Origin of the sequence: Paraburkholderia antibiotica, from assembly GCF_012927125.1 — a bacterium.
Taxonomy (GTDB): domain Bacteria; phylum Pseudomonadota; class Gammaproteobacteria; order Burkholderiales; family Burkholderiaceae; genus Paraburkholderia; species Paraburkholderia antibiotica.
In genome coordinates this window covers 1-19,711 of the sequence record NZ_JABBFZ010000027.1, presented here as the reverse complement: position 1 = coordinate 19,711, position 19,711 = coordinate 1, and the positions used below count along the sequence as shown (strand labels likewise).

Annotated in this window: 24 protein-coding genes; 23 read left to right on the top strand and 1 reads right to left on the bottom strand. The window is 63.2% G+C overall.

The genetic code is table 11. The features are described from left to right. Positions 1–92: 92 nt before the first annotated feature. The 14 genes from HHL14_RS29215 (at position 93) to HHL14_RS29150 (ending at position 7,928) form a co-directional block, all read left to right on the top strand. On the top strand, positions 93–458 hold the full coding sequence (locus tag HHL14_RS29215) for a DUF1566 domain-containing protein (protein WP_169501080.1): 366 nt from the start codon (positions 93–95) through the stop codon (positions 456–458). Positions 459–488: 30 nt separating this feature from the next. After that, positions 489–962 (top strand): DUF1566 domain-containing protein, encoded by a 474-nt coding sequence (locus HHL14_RS29210; RefSeq protein ID WP_169501079.1) that lies wholly within the window; start codon positions 489–491, stop codon positions 960–962. 2 nt (positions 963–964) lie between these two features. Continuing rightward, on the top strand, positions 965–1,417 hold the full coding sequence (locus HHL14_RS29205) for an HNH endonuclease signature motif containing protein (RefSeq protein WP_169501078.1): 453 nt from the start codon (positions 965–967) through the stop codon (positions 1,415–1,417). Positions 1,418–1,553: 136 nt separating this feature from the next. Further along, positions 1,554–2,198: a hypothetical protein gene (locus tag HHL14_RS29200; protein ID WP_206002577.1), complete on the top strand. Its 645-nt coding sequence runs from the start codon at positions 1,554–1,556 to the stop codon at positions 2,196–2,198. A 20-nt stretch (positions 2,199–2,218) separates the two neighbouring features. Then, on the top strand, positions 2,219–2,473 hold the full coding sequence (locus tag HHL14_RS29195; RefSeq protein ID WP_169501077.1) for a hypothetical protein: 255 nt from the start codon (positions 2,219–2,221) through the stop codon (positions 2,471–2,473). Between the two features lie 17 nt (positions 2,474–2,490). Next, positions 2,491–3,558, top strand: a complete 1,068-nt coding sequence (locus tag HHL14_RS29190) for a DNA cytosine methyltransferase (protein WP_169501076.1) — start codon at positions 2,491–2,493, stop codon at positions 3,556–3,558. 17 nt (positions 3,559–3,575) lie between these two features. Next, positions 3,576–4,403 carry a Lar family restriction alleviation protein gene (locus HHL14_RS29185; RefSeq protein ID WP_169501075.1) on the top strand — a complete coding sequence of 276 codons (828 nt, stop codon included), beginning with the start codon at positions 3,576–3,578 and terminating at the stop codon, positions 4,401–4,403. Beyond that, positions 4,400–5,704: a hypothetical protein gene (locus tag HHL14_RS29180; RefSeq protein WP_169501074.1), complete on the top strand. Its 1,305-nt coding sequence runs from the start codon at positions 4,400–4,402 to the stop codon at positions 5,702–5,704. The genes HHL14_RS29185 and HHL14_RS29180 overlap by 4 nt, the downstream gene beginning before the upstream one ends. After that, positions 5,697–5,972, top strand: a complete 276-nt coding sequence (locus HHL14_RS29175; RefSeq protein WP_169501073.1) for an ASCH domain-containing protein — start codon at positions 5,697–5,699, stop codon at positions 5,970–5,972. Before HHL14_RS29180 ends, HHL14_RS29175 begins: the two co-directional genes overlap by 8 nt. Before the next feature lie 3 nt (positions 5,973–5,975). After that, on the top strand, positions 5,976–6,725 hold the full coding sequence (locus tag HHL14_RS29170) for a hypothetical protein (RefSeq protein WP_169501072.1): 750 nt from the start codon (positions 5,976–5,978) through the stop codon (positions 6,723–6,725). Then, positions 6,722–7,042, top strand: a complete 321-nt coding sequence (locus HHL14_RS29165; protein ID WP_169501071.1) for a hypothetical protein — start codon at positions 6,722–6,724, stop codon at positions 7,040–7,042. The genes HHL14_RS29170 and HHL14_RS29165 overlap by 4 nt, the downstream gene beginning before the upstream one ends. Then, on the top strand, positions 7,035–7,274 hold the full coding sequence (locus tag HHL14_RS29160; protein ID WP_169501070.1) for a hypothetical protein: 240 nt from the start codon (positions 7,035–7,037) through the stop codon (positions 7,272–7,274). Before HHL14_RS29165 ends, HHL14_RS29160 begins: the two co-directional genes overlap by 8 nt. After that, positions 7,271–7,612 carry a DUF7693 family protein gene (locus HHL14_RS29155; protein ID WP_169501069.1) on the top strand — a complete coding sequence of 114 codons (342 nt, stop codon included), beginning with the start codon at positions 7,271–7,273 and terminating at the stop codon, positions 7,610–7,612. Before HHL14_RS29160 ends, HHL14_RS29155 begins: the two co-directional genes overlap by 4 nt. A 61-nt stretch (positions 7,613–7,673) precedes the next feature. After that, a complete protein-coding gene (locus HHL14_RS29150; RefSeq protein ID WP_169501068.1) occupies positions 7,674–7,928 on the top strand; it encodes a helix-turn-helix transcriptional regulator in 255 nt (84 codons plus the stop codon). 81 nt (positions 7,929–8,009) lie between these two features. Here the strand turns inward: HHL14_RS29150 and HHL14_RS29145 are convergent, their stop codons facing one another. Next, positions 8,010–9,284, bottom strand: coding sequence for a tyrosine-type recombinase/integrase (locus HHL14_RS29145; protein ID WP_169501067.1), 1,275 nt, complete (start codon positions 9,282–9,284; stop codon positions 8,010–8,012). Between the two features lie 195 nt (positions 9,285–9,479). On the opposite strand from HHL14_RS29145, the gene HHL14_RS29140 reads away from it, so the two are divergent. From HHL14_RS29140 to HHL14_RS29100, 9 genes are all read left to right on the top strand, one after another. Then, a complete protein-coding gene (locus HHL14_RS29140; RefSeq protein WP_169501066.1) occupies positions 9,480–10,235 on the top strand; it encodes a DeoR/GlpR family DNA-binding transcription regulator in 756 nt (251 codons plus the stop codon). Between the two features lie 661 nt (positions 10,236–10,896). Next, the gene (phnS, locus tag HHL14_RS29135) at positions 10,897–11,988 is read left to right on the top strand and encodes a 2-aminoethylphosphonate ABC transporter substrate-binding protein (protein ID WP_169501065.1); all 1,092 of its coding nucleotides are present in this window, start codon (positions 10,897–10,899) and stop codon (positions 11,986–11,988) included. 204 nt (positions 11,989–12,192) lie between these two features. Further along, positions 12,193–13,293 (top strand): 2-aminoethylphosphonate ABC transport system ATP-binding subunit PhnT, encoded by a 1,101-nt coding sequence (gene phnT, locus HHL14_RS29130; protein WP_169501064.1) that lies wholly within the window; start codon positions 12,193–12,195, stop codon positions 13,291–13,293. Next, positions 13,271–14,233, top strand: coding sequence for a 2-aminoethylphosphonate ABC transporter permease subunit (locus HHL14_RS29125; RefSeq protein ID WP_169501063.1), 963 nt, complete (start codon positions 13,271–13,273; stop codon positions 14,231–14,233). The genes phnT and HHL14_RS29125 overlap by 23 nt, the downstream gene beginning before the upstream one ends. Next, complete coding sequence (phnV, locus tag HHL14_RS29120; protein ID WP_169501062.1) at positions 14,223–15,086, top strand: 2-aminoethylphosphonate ABC transport system, membrane component PhnV; 864 nt, start codon at positions 14,223–14,225, stop codon at positions 15,084–15,086. Before HHL14_RS29125 ends, phnV begins: the two co-directional genes overlap by 11 nt. Positions 15,087–15,217: 131 nt before the next feature. After that, positions 15,218–16,027 carry a phosphonate utilization associated transcriptional regulator gene (locus HHL14_RS29115; protein WP_169501061.1) on the top strand — a complete coding sequence of 270 codons (810 nt, stop codon included), beginning with the start codon at positions 15,218–15,220 and terminating at the stop codon, positions 16,025–16,027. 129 nt (positions 16,028–16,156) lie between these two features. Continuing rightward, entirely contained in the window at positions 16,157–17,431 is a 1,275-nt protein-coding gene (gene phnA / locus HHL14_RS29110) for a phosphonoacetate hydrolase (RefSeq protein ID WP_169501060.1), read from the top strand. After that, complete coding sequence (gene phnY / locus HHL14_RS29105; RefSeq protein WP_169501059.1) at positions 17,428–18,879, top strand: phosphonoacetaldehyde dehydrogenase; 1,452 nt, start codon at positions 17,428–17,430, stop codon at positions 18,877–18,879. The genes phnA and phnY overlap by 4 nt, the downstream gene beginning before the upstream one ends. A 4-nt stretch (positions 18,880–18,883) precedes the next feature. Further along, positions 18,884–19,444: a phosphonate degradation HD-domain oxygenase gene (locus HHL14_RS29100; RefSeq protein ID WP_169501058.1), complete on the top strand. Its 561-nt coding sequence runs from the start codon at positions 18,884–18,886 to the stop codon at positions 19,442–19,444. The last annotated feature ends 267 nt before the right edge of the window (positions 19,445–19,711 follow it).

The window sequence follows — 19,711 nt, the reverse complement described above, 5'->3', positions numbered from 1 at the left end:
TGGTGCGTCCCATCAAAGAAACACGCTGCGATCTCCGCATGTGTGTGTTGGCCGGCGCCTGTATGGGCCGGTCCTTTTTCCCCGGAGAAACCATGCAACAAATTCAGATTCCCCCGCTGGCCGATGGCGAAATCTACCTCGGTGGCTTCGTCGATGCGAACGGCGATGTCACACACACCATCCTCCTGCCCGGCGACAACGACGACGCGTCGTGGCAGGCCCAGATGGATTGGGCAAAAAGCATCGGCGGCGACCTGCCGACGCGCGCCGAGCTCGTGATCGCGTTCGAGCAGCACCGCGACCAGTTCCAGAAGGACGCCTACTGGTCGAACACGCCCGACAGCGACCCCGGTTATTCCGGCTGGGCCTGGTTTCAGTGCTTCGACTTCGGCAGTCAGGGCTACGACCGCCAGGGCGGCGAGTTCCGCGCCCGCGCCGTCCGCAGATTGTCGATTTAATCATTTGCCCATTCACAACGGAGCATCGCAATGACCATCACGCTTGAGGCCATCGAGGCCGAACAGTCCCGAATCAACAAACTGATCGATGAGTTCAGGAAGCAGCCAACGCGCGCAACGGAACTCCACATCCCGGCCGTGACGATTCCGCTCGCACCGGGTGAGCGCTACGCCGGGATCGTGCTCGACGAAAACGGCGAACTGTCGCATCACCTGATTCTTTTGCCGGGCGACGTCGACGACGTCTCGTGGTCGGCTGCGAAGGAATGGGCCGCCGAGCAGGGTGGCGAACTCCCGACACGCCGCGAGCAATCACTGCTCTTCGCGAACCTGAAAAGCGAGTTCGAAGAGCGCGCGTACTGGTCGGCCGAGGCGCATGAATCGGAGTCCGGCTGGGCCTGGTGTCAGCACTTCCGCGACGGCCATCAGTACTACACCCCCCAGCACTACGAGTTCCGCGCCCGCGCCGTCCGCAGATTTATTCCTTCTCGCGCCGAGGTTTAAGCATGGCAACGATCGACAACCTGATGCGCCGCACTGCGAGGAGCGGCGAATGCCTCGAATTCACTGGCCACATCTGCAAGGCCGGCTACGGTCTAGTCTGGCACGAAGGCAAGAATCGGCTCGCGCATCGGGTGTCGTTCGAGCTGCACAACGCGCCGATCATGGAAAAGCAAGACGTAATGCACTCCTGCGACAACCGGAAGTGCATCAATCCAGCGCATCTGAGCCTAGGGTCGCGCCTTGACAACATACGCGACATGATCAGCAAGGGTCGCGCTCGGCGCGCCGTCGGAAATAAGCCGGCCAATACCAAGGCAACGCCTGAAATTGTCGCGAAGATTCGGAGTCGCTTCAAGCCTTACAGCCGAACGGACGGGTCACTGGCACTCGCGCGCGAATTCGGGCTGGCCCAAGGAACCGTCTGGGCAATCGTCGCTGGGCGAACGTGGAAATGATTGTCGCAAACAGCTATTTCGGCCTGCTGGGTCAAGCACCGAGCAGCCACCACGACCGCGCACAACTCGCGAACGCCGTGCGTCGCCGCGGACACGCCGCCAACCATGCTTTGACCAAGACCTATCGGGGCAGCAAATGACTATAAAAGAACGTCCGATCCTCTTCAGCGGCCCGATGGTGCGCGCTCTGCTCGACGGCAGCAAGACGCAGACGCGGCGCGTCGTGAAGCCGCAGCCAGTCGAGCAAACCGGCTGGGTCGGCGGTGCGTATTGGGGGCGTCGCCCGGCACGCGGCATCCTGCCGGCCGATCAATGGTGCATCCGAGACATGCTGCAGTTCTGTCCTTACGGCCAACCCGGCGACCGTCTGTGGGTGCGCGAGACGTGGCGCGGCGTCGTGGAAATCAGTGCGCCCGGCGCGCCCCTCGAATACGGCGTCGCTCGCTACGTGCCGGATGAGCGGTACTGCCGCCGCGTCGAGTATCAGGCGACGCAGGGCCGCGACAGCGAGCCATGGCGTCCGTCCATCCACATGCCGCGCTGGGCGTCGCGCATCACGCTCGAAGTCACTGGCGTGCGCGTCGATCGCTTGCAGGACATCAACGAAGACGACGCGATCGCCGAAGGCGCAACGCCGTCGATCGTCGGCGCGGATCTTGAACACCTGAAGTTCCGCGCTGGCTTTCAAAGCCTGTGGGACAGCCTTGCCACGCCCGCTACCAACTGGCAAGCGAACCCGTGGGTCTGGGTCATCAAGCTAAAGCGCATCACACACGAATAAACACTTCTATTGAGGCGAGCATGAGCGCAGCACATGACAAAGAGCGTGCAGAAGAACGGCGCCAACTGGACATGATTTTGGCGAGCTTTCAGCGCGACGGGATCGCCACCAAAACTGAAGCGGAAAAGATTGACTACCTGTCTGCTGGTCTGCTTGTCAGCTACCAACTGTTGCGCGGCATCGTCGGTGATGAATGGGTGAAGGGCTGGCTTGAATCCGCACTCGCCGACGTCGAAAGCGGATCTTCGCACGTCATGATCCGCAAGCCCTCCTGACCCACCACGTTACCGGCATGGCCGCTTACTACAACGAGATTGACCCATACGCCGCGCAGTGGCTGCGCAACCTGATCGCCAAGGGGCATATCGCCGCAGGCGACGTAGACGAAAGGAGCATTGAGGATGTCCGACCCGATGACCTGCGAGGCTACACGCAGTGCCATTTCTTCGCCGGAATCGGTGTCTGGTCGTACGCGCTTCGACTCGCCGGATGGCCTGACGATCGACCTGTTTGGACCGGTTCCTGTCCGTGCCAACCTTTCAGCGCGGCAGGCAAAGGAGTTGGGTTTGCTGACGAGCGGCACCTTTGGCCCGCTTGGGCATGGCTCGTCGGCGAGCGCCGCCCTGCAGTCATCTTTGGAGAACAGGTTGCGAGCAAGGACATCGACCCTTGGATCGACCTTGTTCAAGCTGACCTGGAAGCGATGGGTTACGCACTCGGGTGTGTCCCGTTCCCGTCTGCGGGCGTCGGTGCTCCGCACATCCGCGACCGCGCGTACTTCATGGCCCACGCCAACAACACGCGATCACAAGGACGGCAGCGAGTGCGCGAACGTGCCGCTGAACGCGCTGCTCGGTCGAGTGGCGTGGCTCGCATCGTGGCCGACGCCGAACGCGGGGCCGCAGAACGACAACGATTCGACATGGGAAGCGCGGCGAGCGGAGTGCGCAGCTCGTCACGGCAACAACGGCTTCGGGATGACGCTGGGCATGGCGGCGACATTGGCCGGCTGGCCGACGCCGATGGCCGGAACGCCAGCGCAGAACGGAAACAACATGGCGGGGAACAACGACTTCTCGCGCAAGACGGAAGCGCTCTGCGGCCGGGCGATCAAGGGGCATGGGATCGATCTGCCGGAGTTGCCGCCGCAGCCGGCCCGACTAACGGCTTCTGGCGAGCTGCTGACTGGCTGCTCTGCCGGGACGGAAAGTGGCGGCCAGTTGAACCCGGCACATTCCCGCTGGTTGATGGGGCTCCCGCCCGAGTGGGACGACTGCGCGCCTACGGTAACGCGATCAACGCGGAAGCGGCAGCCGAGTTCATCCGCGCATCGCGCGAAGCAATCGACCTGACAGCCTAACCATCCCGAGACACATCATGACATCAAATACCAGGACTGAAGCACGGGCGAGCTTGTCGTCATGCCCGTTTTGCGGCGGCCACGCCAATCTGTACAAGGAAGGCTTGGACGAACGATTTGCATACGCCGACCGGATCACCTATCGCTGCTCTGGATGCGGCGCCAGCGTAAGCGCGATGGGCATCATCCCGCACGGCGGCTATGCGGATAACAGCACTGTCGAAAAACGGGCTCTCGACGCATGGAACCGCCGCGCTCCCACTCCCGCCGTGCAGGCAGACGCCACGATAGCTGCTGGTGGGCCGCAAGAGCCGATCTATGTGCGCGCGACCGATCTTGATTCGCTCAAAGATCCTCGCATATCAGGCAAAGGCTGCTTCCTGAACAAAGAGCCGCGCGACGGGTTCGTCCCGCTCTACGCCGCCCCGCTCCCTCGCGAAGCCGCGACTGTGACACTGACTGTTGAGCAGCGCAAAGCGGTTTGGTGGGCAATCCTGACCGCTGAACAATCAGAGCCTAAATCAGGGACTCTGATGTATCGCCGCGCTCAGGACTTGCGGGCCATTCTCGCCGATCCCCAAGCTGCCGCGACTGTGACGCTGACGGCCTGTGACGCCGACATGGTGTGGCCCGCGTACGACGGTGAGACATCGTTCCATTCGATCGATGAAGCCGTGCAATATGAAGTCGATCAGGCGTGGCCGACGCAAGAGCCGCTTGAGTTGAGGCTGGACCTCGCGAAGCGCATCCCCGCCGCGACGATTCGCATCTTCAACATTACCGAGAACGGCCACGAGTGGGAGATTGTCGCTCCGGCTCACGTATCTGCTGGGGAAAAGTCATGAGCATGCCTGCACTCAACGATGCAATGCGAGCAGTGCTGCGTAATCAGGACTCAGTCTACCAAACTGAAGACCAGCTTTATGCGGCATTGTGCGTGGCCGCATCCCCTTCCGCCAATGTGGCGCAGGGTGAGCGCGAAGAAGAACCTCAATCGGTCTCGGATTTTCTGGAAGAGCTCTGCATCGGCGTTGACCTGCTTGAGAAAAAACCTGATGTTGGCCGAAGCAAGGTATCTACTGGATATGATGAAGGGTTTAATGACGCATTGGATCAATTAATTACACTGGCAAAAGATCTACACGCCGCTGCAAGTGGAGCATGTACCCCTTCCGCCAATATGGCGCAGGGTGCGGAGGCGGTGCGGTATCACGGCGTTTGCGGCACGTGTAAAGAGAAGATTCGCGACGATCCGGTCACTGGCACACGCTGCCGATGCACGAGCGCTGCCCCGCCAGCACAGACCGCGCAATCTGCCGTGGTGCTGGATGATGAGCGGGCGGCGTTCTACCGAAAAGCGCTGTATCAAATTGCCTGCTGGCTTGATGGCAGTGAAGAACAAATCCAGAAGTTCGCGCTGTCAGTTCTGGATGGCGAGCCGACTGCGGAAGTTGCCGCGCCATCGGTTGCGCAGGACGAGCACGGGGCATGGAGGGATCACCCGGCCGCACTCGATGCAATGGACCGGGTTCGTGAAGCGCTATCCGACTTTACACAGCAGGACGATTATTTTCTCGGCCATGGAGCTTCCATCATGAGCGACTCCAGCCATGAAATCGTCCATGTCGATACCGTGCGAAAAATCGTTGCTGCTGTTCATGCTGCGTCTCGTTCAGCTGATCAGGTGCAGGACGAACGCAGTGCGTGCGACGCTGCGTTCGAAGCAAGCGACTGGCCGAAACGTTCCGGCGAAAGAGTGTCGTTTCGCGCCGGATGGCAAGCCCGCGCCGCATCCCCTTCCACTAATGTGGCGCAGGGTGCGGAGGCGATTGGGTATGTCAACTCGATGTGGGCACAACATCGGACCGGCACTACCACGATCCATCCAGAGCCACATCCAAGGCTCGCTACGACGCCTGTCTACACCGCCCCGGCAGCACAGCCGACGCAGGTGATGACACTTACCGCTGCGCAGAAGTGGGAGATCGCTGAACGCGTTCACACACAATGCGAGCGACTGAAGCCGCATGCAACATTCCGCTCCGCAGCTTCTCAGGCTATCAACGATACGCTGGAAGCCCTGAGCGCCGCCCCATCAACTGGCGAGGCCGCATCCCAAGCCGCAAGCGGAGGTGATCATGGCTGACCTGATCCTTCCGCTCAAGCGTGAATACTTCGAAGCAATCAGGAGGGGCGAGAAGGTCGAGGAATATCGGCTCTATAACGCCTACTGGTATCGGAGGCTTGCCATGCGCGACTTCGACCACATCGTGCTAATGCTCGGTTATCCGAAAGCCGACGACCACGAGCGCCGCATCGTCAGACCGTGGCGCGGCTATGTCGAGCGAACAATCCAGCATCCACACTTCGGGCCTGAGCCGGTGAGGGTGTTCGCTATCAACGTTCGAGGCTAATTCATGACCACGACCACTACAAATACCGATGGCGCTTCGGGTGGGCTTAGCCTGAAGGCCGTCAACGACCGCGCTAAATCGTTCGCTAAAGAGCACCTCATCGAATGCGCTGCCGAATTGCTCGAATGGTCGAGAACAGCGCTTCTACGCGATGGCCGAGTACGTGAATTGGCCGTGATGCTTGAGCCTCTCGATATGCATAACCCGTTGGCATTGGCAGAAGCGATCGTAAAGCATGCTGCGCTTGAGCGTGTCGCCGCTGCCAGCGCTCAGGCGACAACGACGACCATTGCGGATGCCCAGAGCGAATACCTCGACCCGACCGACATTCAAGGTTGGTCGGTCACGGTCAACGTGAATGCCCGCGACATCCTGACGATCGGCCACAACAGCCTGAGCGGCATCGCCCGCATTGAAGACTTCGCGCCGGTCGTGCGCAACTGCGCCGAGCATCTTCTTTCGTTCATCGGCACACCGGAGGATGTGCAGAGCGGCGAGCGGGCGGATTGCGTCCATGTCTATGACCCGAAAGGTTGCTATCGCGTGCGCTGCCAACTCGGCAACAAGTGCGTCGATGACGATATGTCACCCCGCGCCGCGCACGCTGTTTCCACCGCCGCCAGCACTCCGACCCTCACCGACGAAGTGCTGATGCGCGCCATCGCCGACACCGCCGGCCGCGGCCATACCTGGGCTTCTCGCGCGCTTTCGGAATATCGGGCACGCATGCGTGAAGTGGAGAGTGGCCAATGACTATTCCGCCAGCATTTACCAAGTGGTGGAAAGAGCACGGCCAGTTCGTGCGTGCCGGTGGAGGTCAATACGAAATCTCGTTCGCGTTTGCGGCGTGGAATGCATCGCGGCGTGAAGCGCTGGAGGAAGCGTTCACGGTATGCAACGACATAGCCGTTGATCGATGGAATCTTTACAAGGGCCATTCACCATACACCGGCTCTGAAGACGGGCGCGCGAATCCCTACGTCGAAGGCGAATCGGATGGCGCCGAGAAGTGCGCCGAAGCTATCCGCGCCCTATCCCAAAAGACAGCACAAGGAGAGACGAATGGATGAGTGGCAATCGATCAGCACTGCACCAGAAGGCGCCGAGATCATGACGAAGATCGACGACGCAGCAGGGACGCGCAACGCGCAGACACTGATTCGCCGAGGCAGGCTGTGGTTTGTGCCGGGCGAATGGATGTATGTCTACTACACGCCTACGCACTGGAAGCCTGCAGTCGAAGAAGATGGGCGGACGATCGCTGCAGCCGAGCGTGTGGAAGAAGAGGAGGTGAAGGGATGAGCATCCCAGCAGAAGAAGTCGCGGAGGTGTTCCGTCAGGCAATCCGCGGTGAAATTGCCGTGAAGTTGTTGGGCGACGAGGCTTGGAATGACGTGCTTTGCGGTGACGTCGAATTCATGTTCGGCGAGTGGCACATCACCATTTTCAATGACGTCCTTGAATTCGATTACGTCGACAACGTGAAGGCGCCAGACGGACGCACGGCTGAATATGACGATTGGTTCCACAGCGGTGCGGGCGATGATCCTGTCGATATGTTGGCGCCGTCCGAACTGTCGGCTCTGAAGGATCTGGTGGACGCGCTCACGCCTACGCCGTATGGAGCGCAAACCGCATGACCGAAGCTGCGAAACGCGTAATTGAAATCACGCAACAGGAATGGTTTCGGAGGGAGGGAAGATGAAGGGAATCACGAAGCCGGTCTTTTACATGGACCTTCCGAGCGTAGCCCAGTCGGTGGCGCTGTCGGAATCGGTCGTGAAGAAGTTAGTCAGGGAAGGGAAGTTCCCGCAGCCGCGCCAGCTATCAGGCCGACGCGTCGCTTGGCTCGTCAGGGAAGTGGAGGCTTGGGTTGAGGCATGCCCGGTGTCGCAACTTCTCCCGCCCGGGCTTGGCGGTTCGCAATTTCTTCAAGATGAGCAGCAAGCTGCGTGAGCCATGAAACGATACGATTTCGAAACGATAGGCCCCCTCTCATGCATCGACGCGGCATATGTAGACATGATGGCAGGGAAGTCATGGGCTCACGTTGACTGATCGATTGGCAATTGATTCAAGGTGATCCGCCAGTTTAGTCAGCCATTCACGCTTTTCCTTGTCATAGGAATGTCGGTTATACACTCCAGCCACCCCGGGGAGGATATGACCCAGCACAGCTTCTGCAACCTCGTGAGGACATCCGATTGCGGCCAGCATGGTTCGCGAAGTGCGGCGCAAGTCGTGCGGCGCCCAATGCGAGACGGGAAGCACTGGCCGCAATGTCTGCCCAGGCTCGAGCGAATAGGGCTGATGTGTCCATACGACAGCCTGCACACTCTTTTGTGGAATATACGGACTGTCGGCTGTTGGAAACAGATAACCCTTTCCATGCAACTTGAGGCGACGCCGGATGATTTCATCGGCTCTGCCAGCCAGTGGCACACGATGGTCGGTCGCGTTGGCTCGGTTCCTGTTTTTTGTCTTGGCCTTGGGGATGGTCCACCATAGACCATCCGGCTCATTCGAAACCTCTTTGCCCTCTATCAGCACGATTTCGCCGCCACGGAGTCCTGTCCAGAGATACATGGACAGGATGTCGGCGATCGTCCCCGATAGGTTGGGAAGCCATGGGATAAGCGTTGCGAGCTCGTCTTCGCTCAGTACGCGCTTGATGTTTTCGACCTGACCGCCGCGGCTGCGGCCGACACTCCGCAATTTGCCGCGCATGACCTGTCGCCACCAGTTTGGAGTGTCTTCGGGAATGCGGCCGGCGTCTAATGCGTAGTCCCACGCCGCGCCTAGTTCCGACCGGAAGACGGCAGCGTTGCGGGGCGCTTGGCGCTCGCCTTCGAGAAGTTCGAATGCTTGCCGACGTGTAATGGCGCATGCGGGTAGATCGGCAATCGGTGCAATTTTTGCGATCATGCGCTGACGTGTTTTCGCGGCGCCATATGCATCCCGGTGCCTCTCAATGTGGCCAGTGAGGAAGTCTTCGCACAGTTGCTTGACCGTGTATGATTCCGGCGTCGTGGCAATCACTGTCCGGTTTGAAGCCTTCCGCGTCAATGCGGGATCTTCTCCGGCATCGCGCCGGGCGCGCATATCCTCCCAGGCCGCGATCGCTGCGGCGTAGGACATTGCCGGCCACTCACCAAGTTTCTGTTGGCGCATGCGTCCATCGACTGGCGACTTGAAGCGATAGATCCAGCTGCGCCGGGAGACCGTCGCCTCGAGACGTAAGCCAGGAAAGGCTTCGAAGGTAAGATGGGTGTCGGGCTTGAGCTGTTTTGCGGCCCTTGCATCGAATCTCATTGTGGTCGGCGTAGGTTTTCGGCTGGAAAGGTCAAAAAGCTACGCTAATGCGGAGACTTTCGCAACCTGGCGACGCCCGTTGATAACCTCTACGGCGCAAGGTGGCTAGAGGGTAAGTCCTTGTCGCGATAGGTATTGCGCGAAAGAAGCCCCGCCTAGCGGGCCCGTCAGGGATGAGCAGGAAAATATCGGGTAATGCTCGCAGAACAACGTCATCAATACATCCTTGCGCAAGTTGCCAAGAACGGCGCGCTCTCGGTTGCCGAGCTGGTGCGCGAACTGAACGTATCGCGCGAGACGATCCGGCGCGACCTCAACGCGCTGGCCGGTCGCGGCCTGCTCGTGACGACGCACGGCGGCGCGTTGTCGAACGACCGGCGCGAGCCCGATCTCGACACGCGCGAGGCCGAGAACGCCGGCGCGAAACGCGCGATCGGCGAGCGCGCGGCCGAGTTCGTACCGGACGGCGCATCGCTGATCGTCGATTCGGGCAGTACCACCCAGGCGGTCGCGCGGGCGCTGCTCGACCGGCATCGGTTGACGGTCTACACGAACGACTGGCGCATCGCGCTGCTGCTCGGCCGGCGCAACGACAATCGCGTGACGCTGCTCGGCGGTGAGCTGTCGGACATCGAGGACGCAACCTTTGGACTCGACACGGTCCAGCAACTGACGCAATACCACGCCGACTTCGCGTTCATCGGCGCGGGCGGGATTTCGCCGGACGGCTATCTGACCGACTACAGCCGGATGGCCGCCGAGGTGCGCAGCCGCATGATCGCCGCGGCCGATATGGTGGTGATCGTTGCCGATCATTCGAAGTTCGGGCGTGTGACGCCGGTGCGCATCAACGGCATCGAGTCGGCGCGCTATCTGGTCACCGAACTGGCGCCGGAGCGCGCGCTCGGCAAGGCGATCAGCGCGCATGGGCTGGAAATCCTGATCGCCTGATGGCGCAGCGCGAGCGACCTGGTATGCGCTTGCGGGTGAGCTGAGGCAGACCCATTCCTCGGCCGCCAAAACCTCAATAAAAAGAGCCGGCCGGGCCGATCGTTTTTTGCCGCGAAATCCAAAGTGGTTAGGACGCGCCACGCGTCCGTTGCGAGGATACTTGTCCGCCGCAAGCCGCACGAACACCGCAAAAATGCCCAGCGCGCCAGCGACGCATGACGCAAGCCGCCCCTCCGCGTGAGTTACCGCGCCGCGACCCACCTCCCAGCCGATCAGTAATTTCTCCGACTTACCCTGCATACATCGTCATTTTCTCCATGTACGCTCCTGACGGGATCGGTGCGCGGCACGCTGCGGAAGTTGGCTTGATTTGGCAATTTGTGTCATTTTTTGGAATTTGCCACAATCGTCACGGCCTTGTCATCGAAACCTGTGATTCTTGCCGGGCCCGTTCAGGCGCGGCCGGCAGCGATGTGCGACAGGCAGGCTGCCGGTCAGGCCAGGCGAGAAGCGGCAAGGTTGTCGGCAATCTGCAATTCAGCGCGGACCGGTGGCAATCGTCGCGGGCAACACGCAAGCGGCGCGGCGCATGCCGCCGTTCAATCACTACAGGTATGGGGTTACCCCGACCGCCCGGTTTTTGCCTTTCGGAGAGTGCGACATGACAAAGACGAATTCCCTTCACGCCGTGGCCGGCCTCGCGCGCAAACTGTTGCCGGCGCTGGTCGCCGCCGCCGCGTGCGGCGCTACGGCGATGCAGGCTCACGCGGCCGACGCGGTCGTGCTGTACACCGCCGACGGCCTCGAAAATCTCTACAAGGACGTGCTGCCGGCCTTCGAGAAAAAAGAAGGCGTGAGGGTCAATATCGTCACGGCGGGGAGCGGTGAAGTCGTGAACCGCGCGACCATCGAGAAGGATCAGCCGAAGGCCGACGTGCTCGTCACGCTGCCGCCGTTCATCCAGCAGGCGGACCAGAGCGGTCTGCTGCAGGCGTACCAGAGCGCGAACTACAAGAACGTGCCGGCGATCGCGAAGGCATCGAATGGCGCGTGGGCGACCTTCGTGAACAACTACTTCTCGTTCGTGATCAACCCGGAAATCACCAGGACCCAGCCGAAGACCTTCGCGGATCTGCTGCATCCGGACTTCAGCGGCAAGGTCGCGTATTCGAACCCGGCGACCGCCGGCGACGGCATGGCCGTGATCATCCTGACCTCGTCGCTGATGGGCGAAGACAAGGCGTTTGATTACCTGAAGAAGCTCGAGCAGAGCGCCAAGTTCCACACCAAGGGTACCGGCTATCTCGACGTGCTGCTCTCGCGTAACGAAATCGCGTTCGCCAACGGCGATCTGCAGATGGACCTCGACGACGCGGCCAACGGCGGCCTGTCGCTGAAGCCGATATTCCTCGCGGCCGCGCCCGGCGGCCAGCCGACCACGTTCCAGCTGCCGTACGCGATCGCGCTGATCAAGAACGGCCCGAATCAGGCCGAGGGCAAGAAGCTGATCGATTACCTGATGTCGACGGACGTGCAGTCGAAGGTGCCGGACATCTTCGGCATCCCGGGTCGCACCGACGTGCCGCTCGCCGGCAAGAACGGCGAGGCGGTCAAGCAGGCGATCAGCGGCGTGAAGCTGATCCCGGTCGACTGGAACCATGTGATGGCGAAGAAGGCCGACTGGACCGCGCGCTGGAAGAGCGACGTGATCGGTTCGTCGGGCAAGGAGACGGAAGTCGTTAAGCCGAAGTAAGTAAGCGGCCGGATCGGGCCGCGTGCCGCGCTGCCGATCGGCTGGTCCGATCGGCTCGCGGCTGCAGTTGATCGAGTGGCCGATCGAGTGATCACTCATGTGACCACTCATGTGACCCATCAAGCAGTCGATTCACGCGGCGACCGCGCGCAACGCGCGGCGCCGCATCGGCTTTAAATCTGTTGGACTGTTGGAGGACCCCCGGTGAATACCGCCAGCCTCGCTCCCCCCACTGTGCCTGGCGCTGCCCTGGATGCGCCCGATGCCGCGCGCTCGGACGCAGCGGCCGGCGTGCAGATCGATCACCTGACGGTGCGCTTCGGCACGCGCACGGTGCTCGACGATCTGTCGCTGACGATCCGGCGCGGCGAGTTGCTGACCGTGCTCGGCCGCAGCGGCTGCGGCAAGACGACCTTGCTGCGTTTCATCGCGGGCTTCATCGAGGCAGACGGTCTGGCCGGCACGCTGACGGTGGCCGGTCACGATCTGACGCACGTGCCACCGCACAAGCGCAACCTCGGCCTGCTGTTCCAGAGCTATGCGCTGTTTCCGCATCTGTCGGTCTTCGAGAACGTCGCGTTTGGGCTGCGCGCGCGGCGGGTGCCGGCACGCGACGTCGCGCGTCGGGTCGCCGAGGCGCTGAAGCTCGTGCAGCTCGGCGACGCCGGTCACGTGATGCCCGCGCAACTGTCGGGCGGCATGCAGCAGCGCGTCGCGCTCGCGCGGGCGCTCGTGATCGAGCCCGACGTGCTGCTGCTCGACGAACCGCTGTCCGCGCTCGACGCCAATCTGCGCGCGTCGGTGCGCTCCGAGCTGAAGGCGCTGCATGAGCGTCTGCCGAATCTGACGATCGTCTGCGTGACGCACGATCAGGACGACGCGCTGGTGCTGTCCGACCGCACGCTGCTGATGCGCGACGGCCGCATCGCGCAACTCGGCACGCCGCAGCAGTTATACGACACGCCGGCCGACGGTTTCGTCGCGCGTTATCTGGGCGCGGCCAATCTGCTGCCGCCGCAGGTCGCGTTCGGCATGGACGACGCGCGCTACAACGAACGCGAGCGGGTGGCGTGTCTGCGCCCGGAGGCGCTGCGCATCGTGCCGCTCGGCGACGGGCAGTTGCATGGCGTGATCGCGTCGGTCGAATGGTATGGCGCGGTGGTGTCGGTGTCGGTCGTGCTCGACGCATTGCCGAACGAGCCGGTGCTCGTCTCGATGCAGCGTGGCCACGGCATGTCGCCGGAGAAGGGCGCGCGCGTTTCTCTGCGTTACGAGGCTGACGATGTCGTCCTTATCCAGCCCTGACGCGCCCACTCCGCTCGGCCTTCACGCGGAAGCGGAGGCCGAAGCCGCCGCCGCGCGCCGGCTCGCCAGCGCCGCCGCGCACACGGCCGCGGTGAAGCGGCGCGAACGCGTCGCGCAATGGCATCTGCTGTTCATCGTCGTGGTCGTGCTCGGCCCGCTCGTCATCTATCCGCTGGTGCGGCTCGTGATGCTGAGCCTGAGCGGCGCGCACGGCGTGGACGTGCACGCGTACACGGCGTTCTTCGGCAATCCCGACACGCGCGGCGTGATCGGCACCACGCTGTGGATCCTGTTCGCGAGCGCGAGCCTCGCGTCGCTGCTCGGCGTCGCGCTGGCGTCGCTGCTGTTCTTCAAGCCGTTTCCCGGCGCGCGGATGGTCACGCGTTTTCTCGAACTGTTCGTCGCGTTTCCATCGTTCCTCGTCGCGTTCACGCTGATCTTCCTGTACGGCTCGCAGGGCTCGGTCAGCATCGGGCTGCAGCGGCTCTTCAATCTGCAGGCCCCGCCGCTCAACTTTCTGTTCGGCATCGGCGGCGTGATTCTGGCGGAAGTGGTGTTCTATACGCCGTTTGTCGTGCGGCCGACGCTGGCGTCGTTCGCGCTGCTCGACCGGCGCCTGATCGAAGCCGCGCGCAGCCTCGGCGCGAACGGCCTGATGGTCGCGTTCAGGGTGATCTTGCCGCTCGCGTGGCCGGGCATCGCGGCCGGCACGATCCTGTGTTTCCTGCTGACGTTGAACGAGTTCGGCATTCTGCTAGTGCTCGGCAGCGCGCATCTGATCACGCTGCCGGTCGCGATCTACAGCGCCGCGACCGTCGATCTCGATCTGCCGACCGCCGCCGCCGGCGCGGTGGTGATGCTGCTGATGTCGTTGTCGCTGTATGCGCTGTACCGGCGCGTCAATCGTCGCTCGGCGAAAGGAGTCGGTCATGGCCGTTGAACCCGATCCGACCGTTTTACCGGTCATGCACAGGAAGGGCCGGCCGGTGCGCCACAGTCTCGCGGTGCGTCTGTTGGGCGGGCTGTTTCTCGGCTTCGCCGCGCTGTTGTGCTTCTGGCTGTTCGTGTTGCCGGTGCTGGTGGTCGCGCTGTCGAGCGTGGCGTCGCACTGGTCTGGCACGATCCTGCCCGACGGCTTCAGCATGCGCTGGTTCGAGCGGCTCGGCTCGAGCGACTTCGACGCGCTGACGACCAGTCTCGAAGTCGGCATGGGCGTCGCGATGCTCGGCACCGCGCTCGGGCTGTGGTTCGCGCTGGCGCTCGAAGGACGCGACCGACGCGGCCTCGGCGCGCTCGTCGACACGATCGCGATGATGCCCAACGGCGTGCCGAGCGTGGTGCTCGGTCTCGCGGTGCTGATCGCGTATCACAAGCGGCCGCTCGATCTGTCGAGCTCGGCGGCGATCGTCGTGTTCGTGCAGCTCGCGCTGGTGCTGCCGTTCTGCTATCGCTGCGCGGCCGCCGCGCTGCGGCCTGAGCTGACCGTGCTGCGCGAGGCGGCCGCGAGCCTCGGTGCGCCGCCGTCGATGGTGCTGCGCCGCGTCGTGCTGCCGCAACTGGTGCCGGCGATCCGCGCGAGCCTCGCGCTCGGCTTCGCGCTGTCGCTCGGCGAGCTCGGCGCGACGCTGACCGTCTATCCGCCCGGCTTCGCGACGGTGCCGATCGTCGTGGTCGGCCAAGTGGAGCGCGGCTATTACCTGCCGGCTTCGGCGCTGTCGCTGATTTTGCTGATGGTTTCGCTGGTTGCGCTGTTGTTGATTGCGGCGCGTGCGCCGCGGCGCCGGATGGACTGAGCGCGTCGGCCGGGTTGGGCAGACTGGGCAGACTGGGCGGCCATTTTCATGATTCGACAAATGGCGAAGGCGTGCCGGAGAGGGCGCGCCTGCCGTGGCTCACCGATGCTGATGTGGCAAAATTTGTCAAAGTGACCGAAAATATGCAATCTGCTTCTGTCGATCCGATCGAAGTCGTGCGCCGCCATTCGCTGACGACGCTGGTGCGCGACGAGATCGAGCGGCATATCGTCGACGGCACGCTGGCACCGGGCGACAAGCTCAACGAAGCCGACTGGGCGGCGCGGCTGCAGGTGTCGCGTGGACCGGTGCGCGAGGCGTTTCGCGCGCTCGAACAGGCGGGGCTGGTGCGTACCGAGAAGAACCGTGGCGTGTTCGTGCGGACGGTATCGCTCGTGGAAGCCGACGAGATTTACGCGGTGCGCGCGGTGCTCGAAGAAGCCGCGTGCCGGCTGCTGGCGGCGCGTATCGACGCGGGCCAGCTCGCGATGCTGCGCGACTGGGTCGATACGATGCGCGCGGCGTGCGCGGTACGGGATCGCGACGGTTATGCGCGCGCGAACGTTGCGTTTCACGACGCGCTGGTCGCGGCGGCGGGCAACGCGAAGCTGCACGAGACGTATCGACGGCTGGTCAGCGAATTGAGCCTGTTCCGGCGCGCGGCGCTGGTGGTGCGCGTCGATGCGATGGAGCGCTCGCTGGCCGAGCATCGCGCGATTCTGACGGCGCTTGCTTCGCGCGACGCCGACCAGGCCGCGGCGTTGATACGCGCGCATGTGGAAGGCGGCTTGCAGCGCGCCCGGGCGGCGTGTGGAGCGGCATGCGGGGCGGCATGCGGGGCGGCGGGCGAGGTGGTTCGCGACGCGTGTGATGAAGTCGCGGATGGAGCGGCGGATGGAGTAGATGCCGCCGTGGCGAATGTGAAGCGGCGGCGTGCCTGAGTGGAGTGCCTGAGTGGAGTGCCTGAGTGTCTCGCCCAAACAACGAGCGTGGGACAAACTCAACGACCGCGACGAAAGCAACGCGCCGACCGCGCAACGAATGACAACCCCGCATTGGACAACCCGACGATGACCCACCCCGACACCCGCACGATCGAAGTCAATGGCCGCCGCTATCGGCTGCCTGCGCAACCGACCGTCGTCGTGTGCGTCGACGGCTGCGAGTTCGAGTATCTGCAGGCGGCGGTCGCGGCCGGCGTCGCGCCGTTCATCGGCGCGATGCTCGACGGCGGCGCGGCGTTTCGCGGCGACTGCGTGATTCCGTCGTTTACGAACCCGAACAACCTGTCGATCGTGACCGGCGTGCCGCCGTCCGTGCATGGCATCTGCGGCAACTACTTCTGGGACACCGACGCGAACGACGGCGCAGGCGCGGCGGTGATGATGAACGATCCCGCCTACCTGCGCGCGCCCACGTTGCTCGCGGCCGCCGCCGACGCGGGCGCGGCGGTCGCCGTCGTCACGGCGAAGGACAAGCTGCGCGGGCTGCTCGGCTGGCAGTTGAAGGGCATCTGCTTCTCGGCGGAAAAAGCCGACGAGACGACGCGCGAAGAGAACGGCATCGACGATGTGCTCGCGCTGGTCGGCCTGCCGTTGCCCGACGTGTACAGCGCGGGACTGTCGGAATTCGTGTTCGCGGCCGGCGTGCGGCTCGCGCAGACGCGCAAGCTCGATCTGATGTATCTGTCGACGACCGACTACGTCCAGCACAAATGCGCGCCCGGCACCGACGGCGCGAACGCGTTCTACGCGATGATGGACGGCTATCTCGCGAAGCTCGACGCGCTCGGCTGGGTGATCGGCCTGACCGCCGATCATGGGATGAACGCGAAGCACGATCCGCAAACCGGCGAGCCGAACGTGATCTATCTGCAGGATCTGCTCGACGACTGGCTCGGCGCGTCGGCGGCGCGCGTGATTTTGCCGATCACCGATCCGTACGTCGTGCATCACGGCGCGCTGGGATCGTTCGCGACGGTTTATCTACCGCGCGAGGTTGACGTCGCGCAGATGGTTGCGCGCATCGGCATGCTGCCCGGCATCGAAGTCGCGCTCGACCGGCGTGCCGCGTGCGCGCGTTTCGAATTGCCGGAGGATCGCATCGGCGACCTCGTCGTGATCGGTACGACGCACGTGGTGCTCGGCACGCGTCGCGACGAGCATGATCTGTCGGGGCTGACCGTGCCGTTGCGTTCGCATGGCGGCATTTCCGAGCAGGAAGTGCCGCTGCTGTTCAATCGGCCGGTGCAGCCTGGGGAAACTGGCGATGGCGGCACCGAAGGCAAGCGGCTGCGCAACTTCGATATCTTCGACCTCGCGCTGAATCGCGTCGCGACATCATGAACACGGCGCTGCGGGACCATCCGGCGTTCCGCGCCGAAGCGTTGCGGCTCGGCGGCGAGCACGCGTCGCGCGCCCGCAGTTTCAATGTGTTCGATCCTTATACCGGCATGCGCGTCGGCACGGCGCCGCTCGCCAGCGTCGACGACGTGCGCGCCGCGTTCGACTACGCGATGGCCTATAAACCGATGCTGTCGCGTTACGAGCGCTCGCAGATTCTCGAGCGCGCGGCGGGGCTGCTGCGCGAGCGTACCGAGGAGGCGTCGGATCTGATCACGCTCGAATCGGGTTTGTCGAAGCAGGACTCGCGCTATGAGATCGGCCGCGTCGCCGACGTGTTCCGTTTCGCGTCGATCGAGGCGTTGCGCGACGACGGCCAGAGTTTCTCCTGCGATCTGACGCCGCATGGCAGGAAGCGTCGCGTGTTCTCGCAGCGCGAGCCGCTCGCGGGTGTGATCGTCGCGATCACGCCGTTCAACCATCCGATGAACCAGGTCGCGCATAAGGTCGCGCCGGCGATCGCGACGAATAACCGGGTGGTGCTGAAGCCGTCGGAGAAGGTGCCGCTGTCGGCGCTTTATCTTGCCGACCTGTTGTACGAAGCGGGCTTGCCCGCGCCGATGCTGCAGGTGCTGACCGGCGATCCGCGCGAGCTTGCCGAGGAGTTGATCACGCACGAGTCGGTCGAACTGGTGACGTTCACGGGTGGCGTCGTGATCGGCAAATACATCGCGACGAAAGCCGCGTACCGGCGCGTCGTGCTCGAACTGGGCGGCAACGATCCGCTGATTGTGCTCGACGACGCCGATCTCGAGCGCGCGGCGACGCTTGCGGTGCAGGGCTCGTACAAGAACTCGGGGCAACGCTGCACGGCGGTCAAGCGGATGCTGGTGCAACGGAATGTCGCGGCGGAGTTCACCGAGCGGGTCGTCGAGAAAACGCGCGCGTGGTCCTACGGCGATCCGTTCGATCCGTCGAACCAGATGGGCACCGTGATCGATGCTGTCGCCGCGCAGCTGTTCGAAGCGCGCGTGCACGCTGCGATCGCGGGCGGCGCGCGGCTGCGGATCGGCAACGAGCGCGACGGCGCGCTGTATGCGCCGACGGTGCTCGACAACGTCGATCCGTCGATGACGCTGGTGCGCGAGGAAACCTTCGGGCCAGTGTCGCCGGTCATCGCGTTCGATACCCTCGACGACGCGATCCGGATCAGCAATGGCACGCCGTTCGGGTTGTCGTCGGGCGTGTGCACGAACCGGCAGGACGCGATCACGCGGCTCATCAACGAATTGCGCGTGGGGACGGTCAACGTGTGGGAGGTGCCGGGCTACCGGATCGAGCTGACGCCGTTCGGCGGCATCAAGGATTCGGGACTCGGCTACAAGGAAGGCGTGCAGGAAGCGATGAAGAGCTTTACCAATCTGAAGACCTTTTCATTACCGTGGGAGTAGCAAGGTGGCATTGAGTCTGGACGATATCCGCGCGCTATTCGAGCGGCACGGCGAGCTCGCGTACAGCGGCGAACCGGTGACGCAGCTGGAGCACGCGCTGCAGAGCGGTACGCTGGCCGAGGCGGAAGGCGCGAGCGACGAGCTGGTCGCCGCTGCGTTTCTGCACGACCTCGGGCATTTGCTGAATCTGCAGGGAAAGACGCCGACGCAGCAGGGCATCGACGATCTGCATCAGTATTTCGCGCTGCCGTTTTTGCGGCCGGTGTTGCCGGAGGCGGTGTTGGAGCCGATTCGCCTGCATGTCGACGCGAAGCGCTGCCTGTGTGCAATCGATGCCGCCTATTTCGGCCAGCTATCCGCCGATTCGGTGCGCAGCCTGAAGTTGCAGGGCGGCGTGTTCAGTGACGAGGAGGCTGAGGCGTTCCGGCGAAAGCCCTATGCGGAGGATGCGTTGCGGTTGCGTAGATGGGACGATCGCGCGAAGGAGCGGAATCGCGCGACGCCGGATATCGATCACTATCTGGGCGTAGTCGAACGGGTGATGCGCGGGCATGCGGCTGCGTGAGTCGCTTGATGCCTCTTGAGATGCTCTTGAGGCTCTTGAGGTCGCGTCGGAGCAGGGTTGAATTCAGCCTTTGCCGATTGCCGCCGGAACGTTGAGCACCGATGTGCAGACGTCTTTTCCGGCGCGATTGATGCATACCAAAATAACGCTTGCAAGCCACGTTCGTGGCGACTAGAATCTCGCTCTTTCGTGCTTCGGACACCGGGGCACGGGGAAGCGGGAGAGCCTTAGGTGGCGAGCGTTCCAGCGACGTGAACAGGTTAAGGA

What these genes read in the sequence shown, in the direction of transcription:
- HHL14_RS29215 (WP_169501080.1), top strand. Translation starts at nt 93, where the DNA reads ATGCAACAAATTCAGATTCCCCCGCTGGCCGATGGCGAAATCTACCTC.
- HHL14_RS29210 (WP_169501079.1), top strand. Translation starts at nt 489, where the DNA reads ATGACCATCACGCTTGAGGCCATCGAGGCCGAACAGTCCCGAATCAAC.
- HHL14_RS29205 (WP_169501078.1), top strand. Translation starts at nt 965, where the DNA reads ATGGCAACGATCGACAACCTGATGCGCCGCACTGCGAGGAGCGGCGAA.
- HHL14_RS29200 (WP_206002577.1), top strand. Translation starts at nt 1,554, where the DNA reads ATGACTATAAAAGAACGTCCGATCCTCTTCAGCGGCCCGATGGTGCGC.
- HHL14_RS29195 (WP_169501077.1), top strand. Translation starts at nt 2,219, where the DNA reads ATGAGCGCAGCACATGACAAAGAGCGTGCAGAAGAACGGCGCCAACTG.
- HHL14_RS29190 (WP_169501076.1), top strand. Translation starts at nt 2,491, where the DNA reads ATGGCCGCTTACTACAACGAGATTGACCCATACGCCGCGCAGTGGCTG.
- HHL14_RS29185 (WP_169501075.1), top strand. Translation starts at nt 3,576, where the DNA reads ATGACATCAAATACCAGGACTGAAGCACGGGCGAGCTTGTCGTCATGC.
- HHL14_RS29180 (WP_169501074.1), top strand. Translation starts at nt 4,400, where the DNA reads ATGAGCATGCCTGCACTCAACGATGCAATGCGAGCAGTGCTGCGTAAT.
- HHL14_RS29175 (WP_169501073.1), top strand. Translation starts at nt 5,697, where the DNA reads ATGGCTGACCTGATCCTTCCGCTCAAGCGTGAATACTTCGAAGCAATC.
- HHL14_RS29170 (WP_169501072.1), top strand. Translation starts at nt 5,976, where the DNA reads ATGACCACGACCACTACAAATACCGATGGCGCTTCGGGTGGGCTTAGC.
- HHL14_RS29165 (WP_169501071.1), top strand. Translation starts at nt 6,722, where the DNA reads ATGACTATTCCGCCAGCATTTACCAAGTGGTGGAAAGAGCACGGCCAG.
- HHL14_RS29160 (WP_169501070.1), top strand. Translation starts at nt 7,035, where the DNA reads ATGGATGAGTGGCAATCGATCAGCACTGCACCAGAAGGCGCCGAGATC.
- HHL14_RS29155 (WP_169501069.1), top strand. Translation starts at nt 7,271, where the DNA reads ATGAGCATCCCAGCAGAAGAAGTCGCGGAGGTGTTCCGTCAGGCAATC.
- HHL14_RS29150 (WP_169501068.1), top strand. Translation starts at nt 7,674, where the DNA reads ATGAAGGGAATCACGAAGCCGGTCTTTTACATGGACCTTCCGAGCGTA.
- HHL14_RS29145 (WP_169501067.1), bottom strand. Translation starts at nt 9,284, where the DNA reads ATGAGATTCGATGCAAGGGCCGCAAAACAGCTCAAGCCCGACACCCAT.
- HHL14_RS29140 (WP_169501066.1), top strand. Translation starts at nt 9,480, where the DNA reads ATGCTCGCAGAACAACGTCATCAATACATCCTTGCGCAAGTTGCCAAG.
- phnS (WP_169501065.1), top strand. Translation starts at nt 10,897, where the DNA reads ATGACAAAGACGAATTCCCTTCACGCCGTGGCCGGCCTCGCGCGCAAA.
- HHL14_RS29125 (WP_169501063.1), top strand. Translation starts at nt 13,271, where the DNA reads ATGTCGTCCTTATCCAGCCCTGACGCGCCCACTCCGCTCGGCCTTCAC.
- phnV (WP_169501062.1), top strand. Translation starts at nt 14,223, where the DNA reads ATGGCCGTTGAACCCGATCCGACCGTTTTACCGGTCATGCACAGGAAG.
- phnA (WP_169501060.1), top strand. Translation starts at nt 16,157, where the DNA reads ATGACCCACCCCGACACCCGCACGATCGAAGTCAATGGCCGCCGCTAT.
- phnY (WP_169501059.1), top strand. Translation starts at nt 17,428, where the DNA reads ATGAACACGGCGCTGCGGGACCATCCGGCGTTCCGCGCCGAAGCGTTG.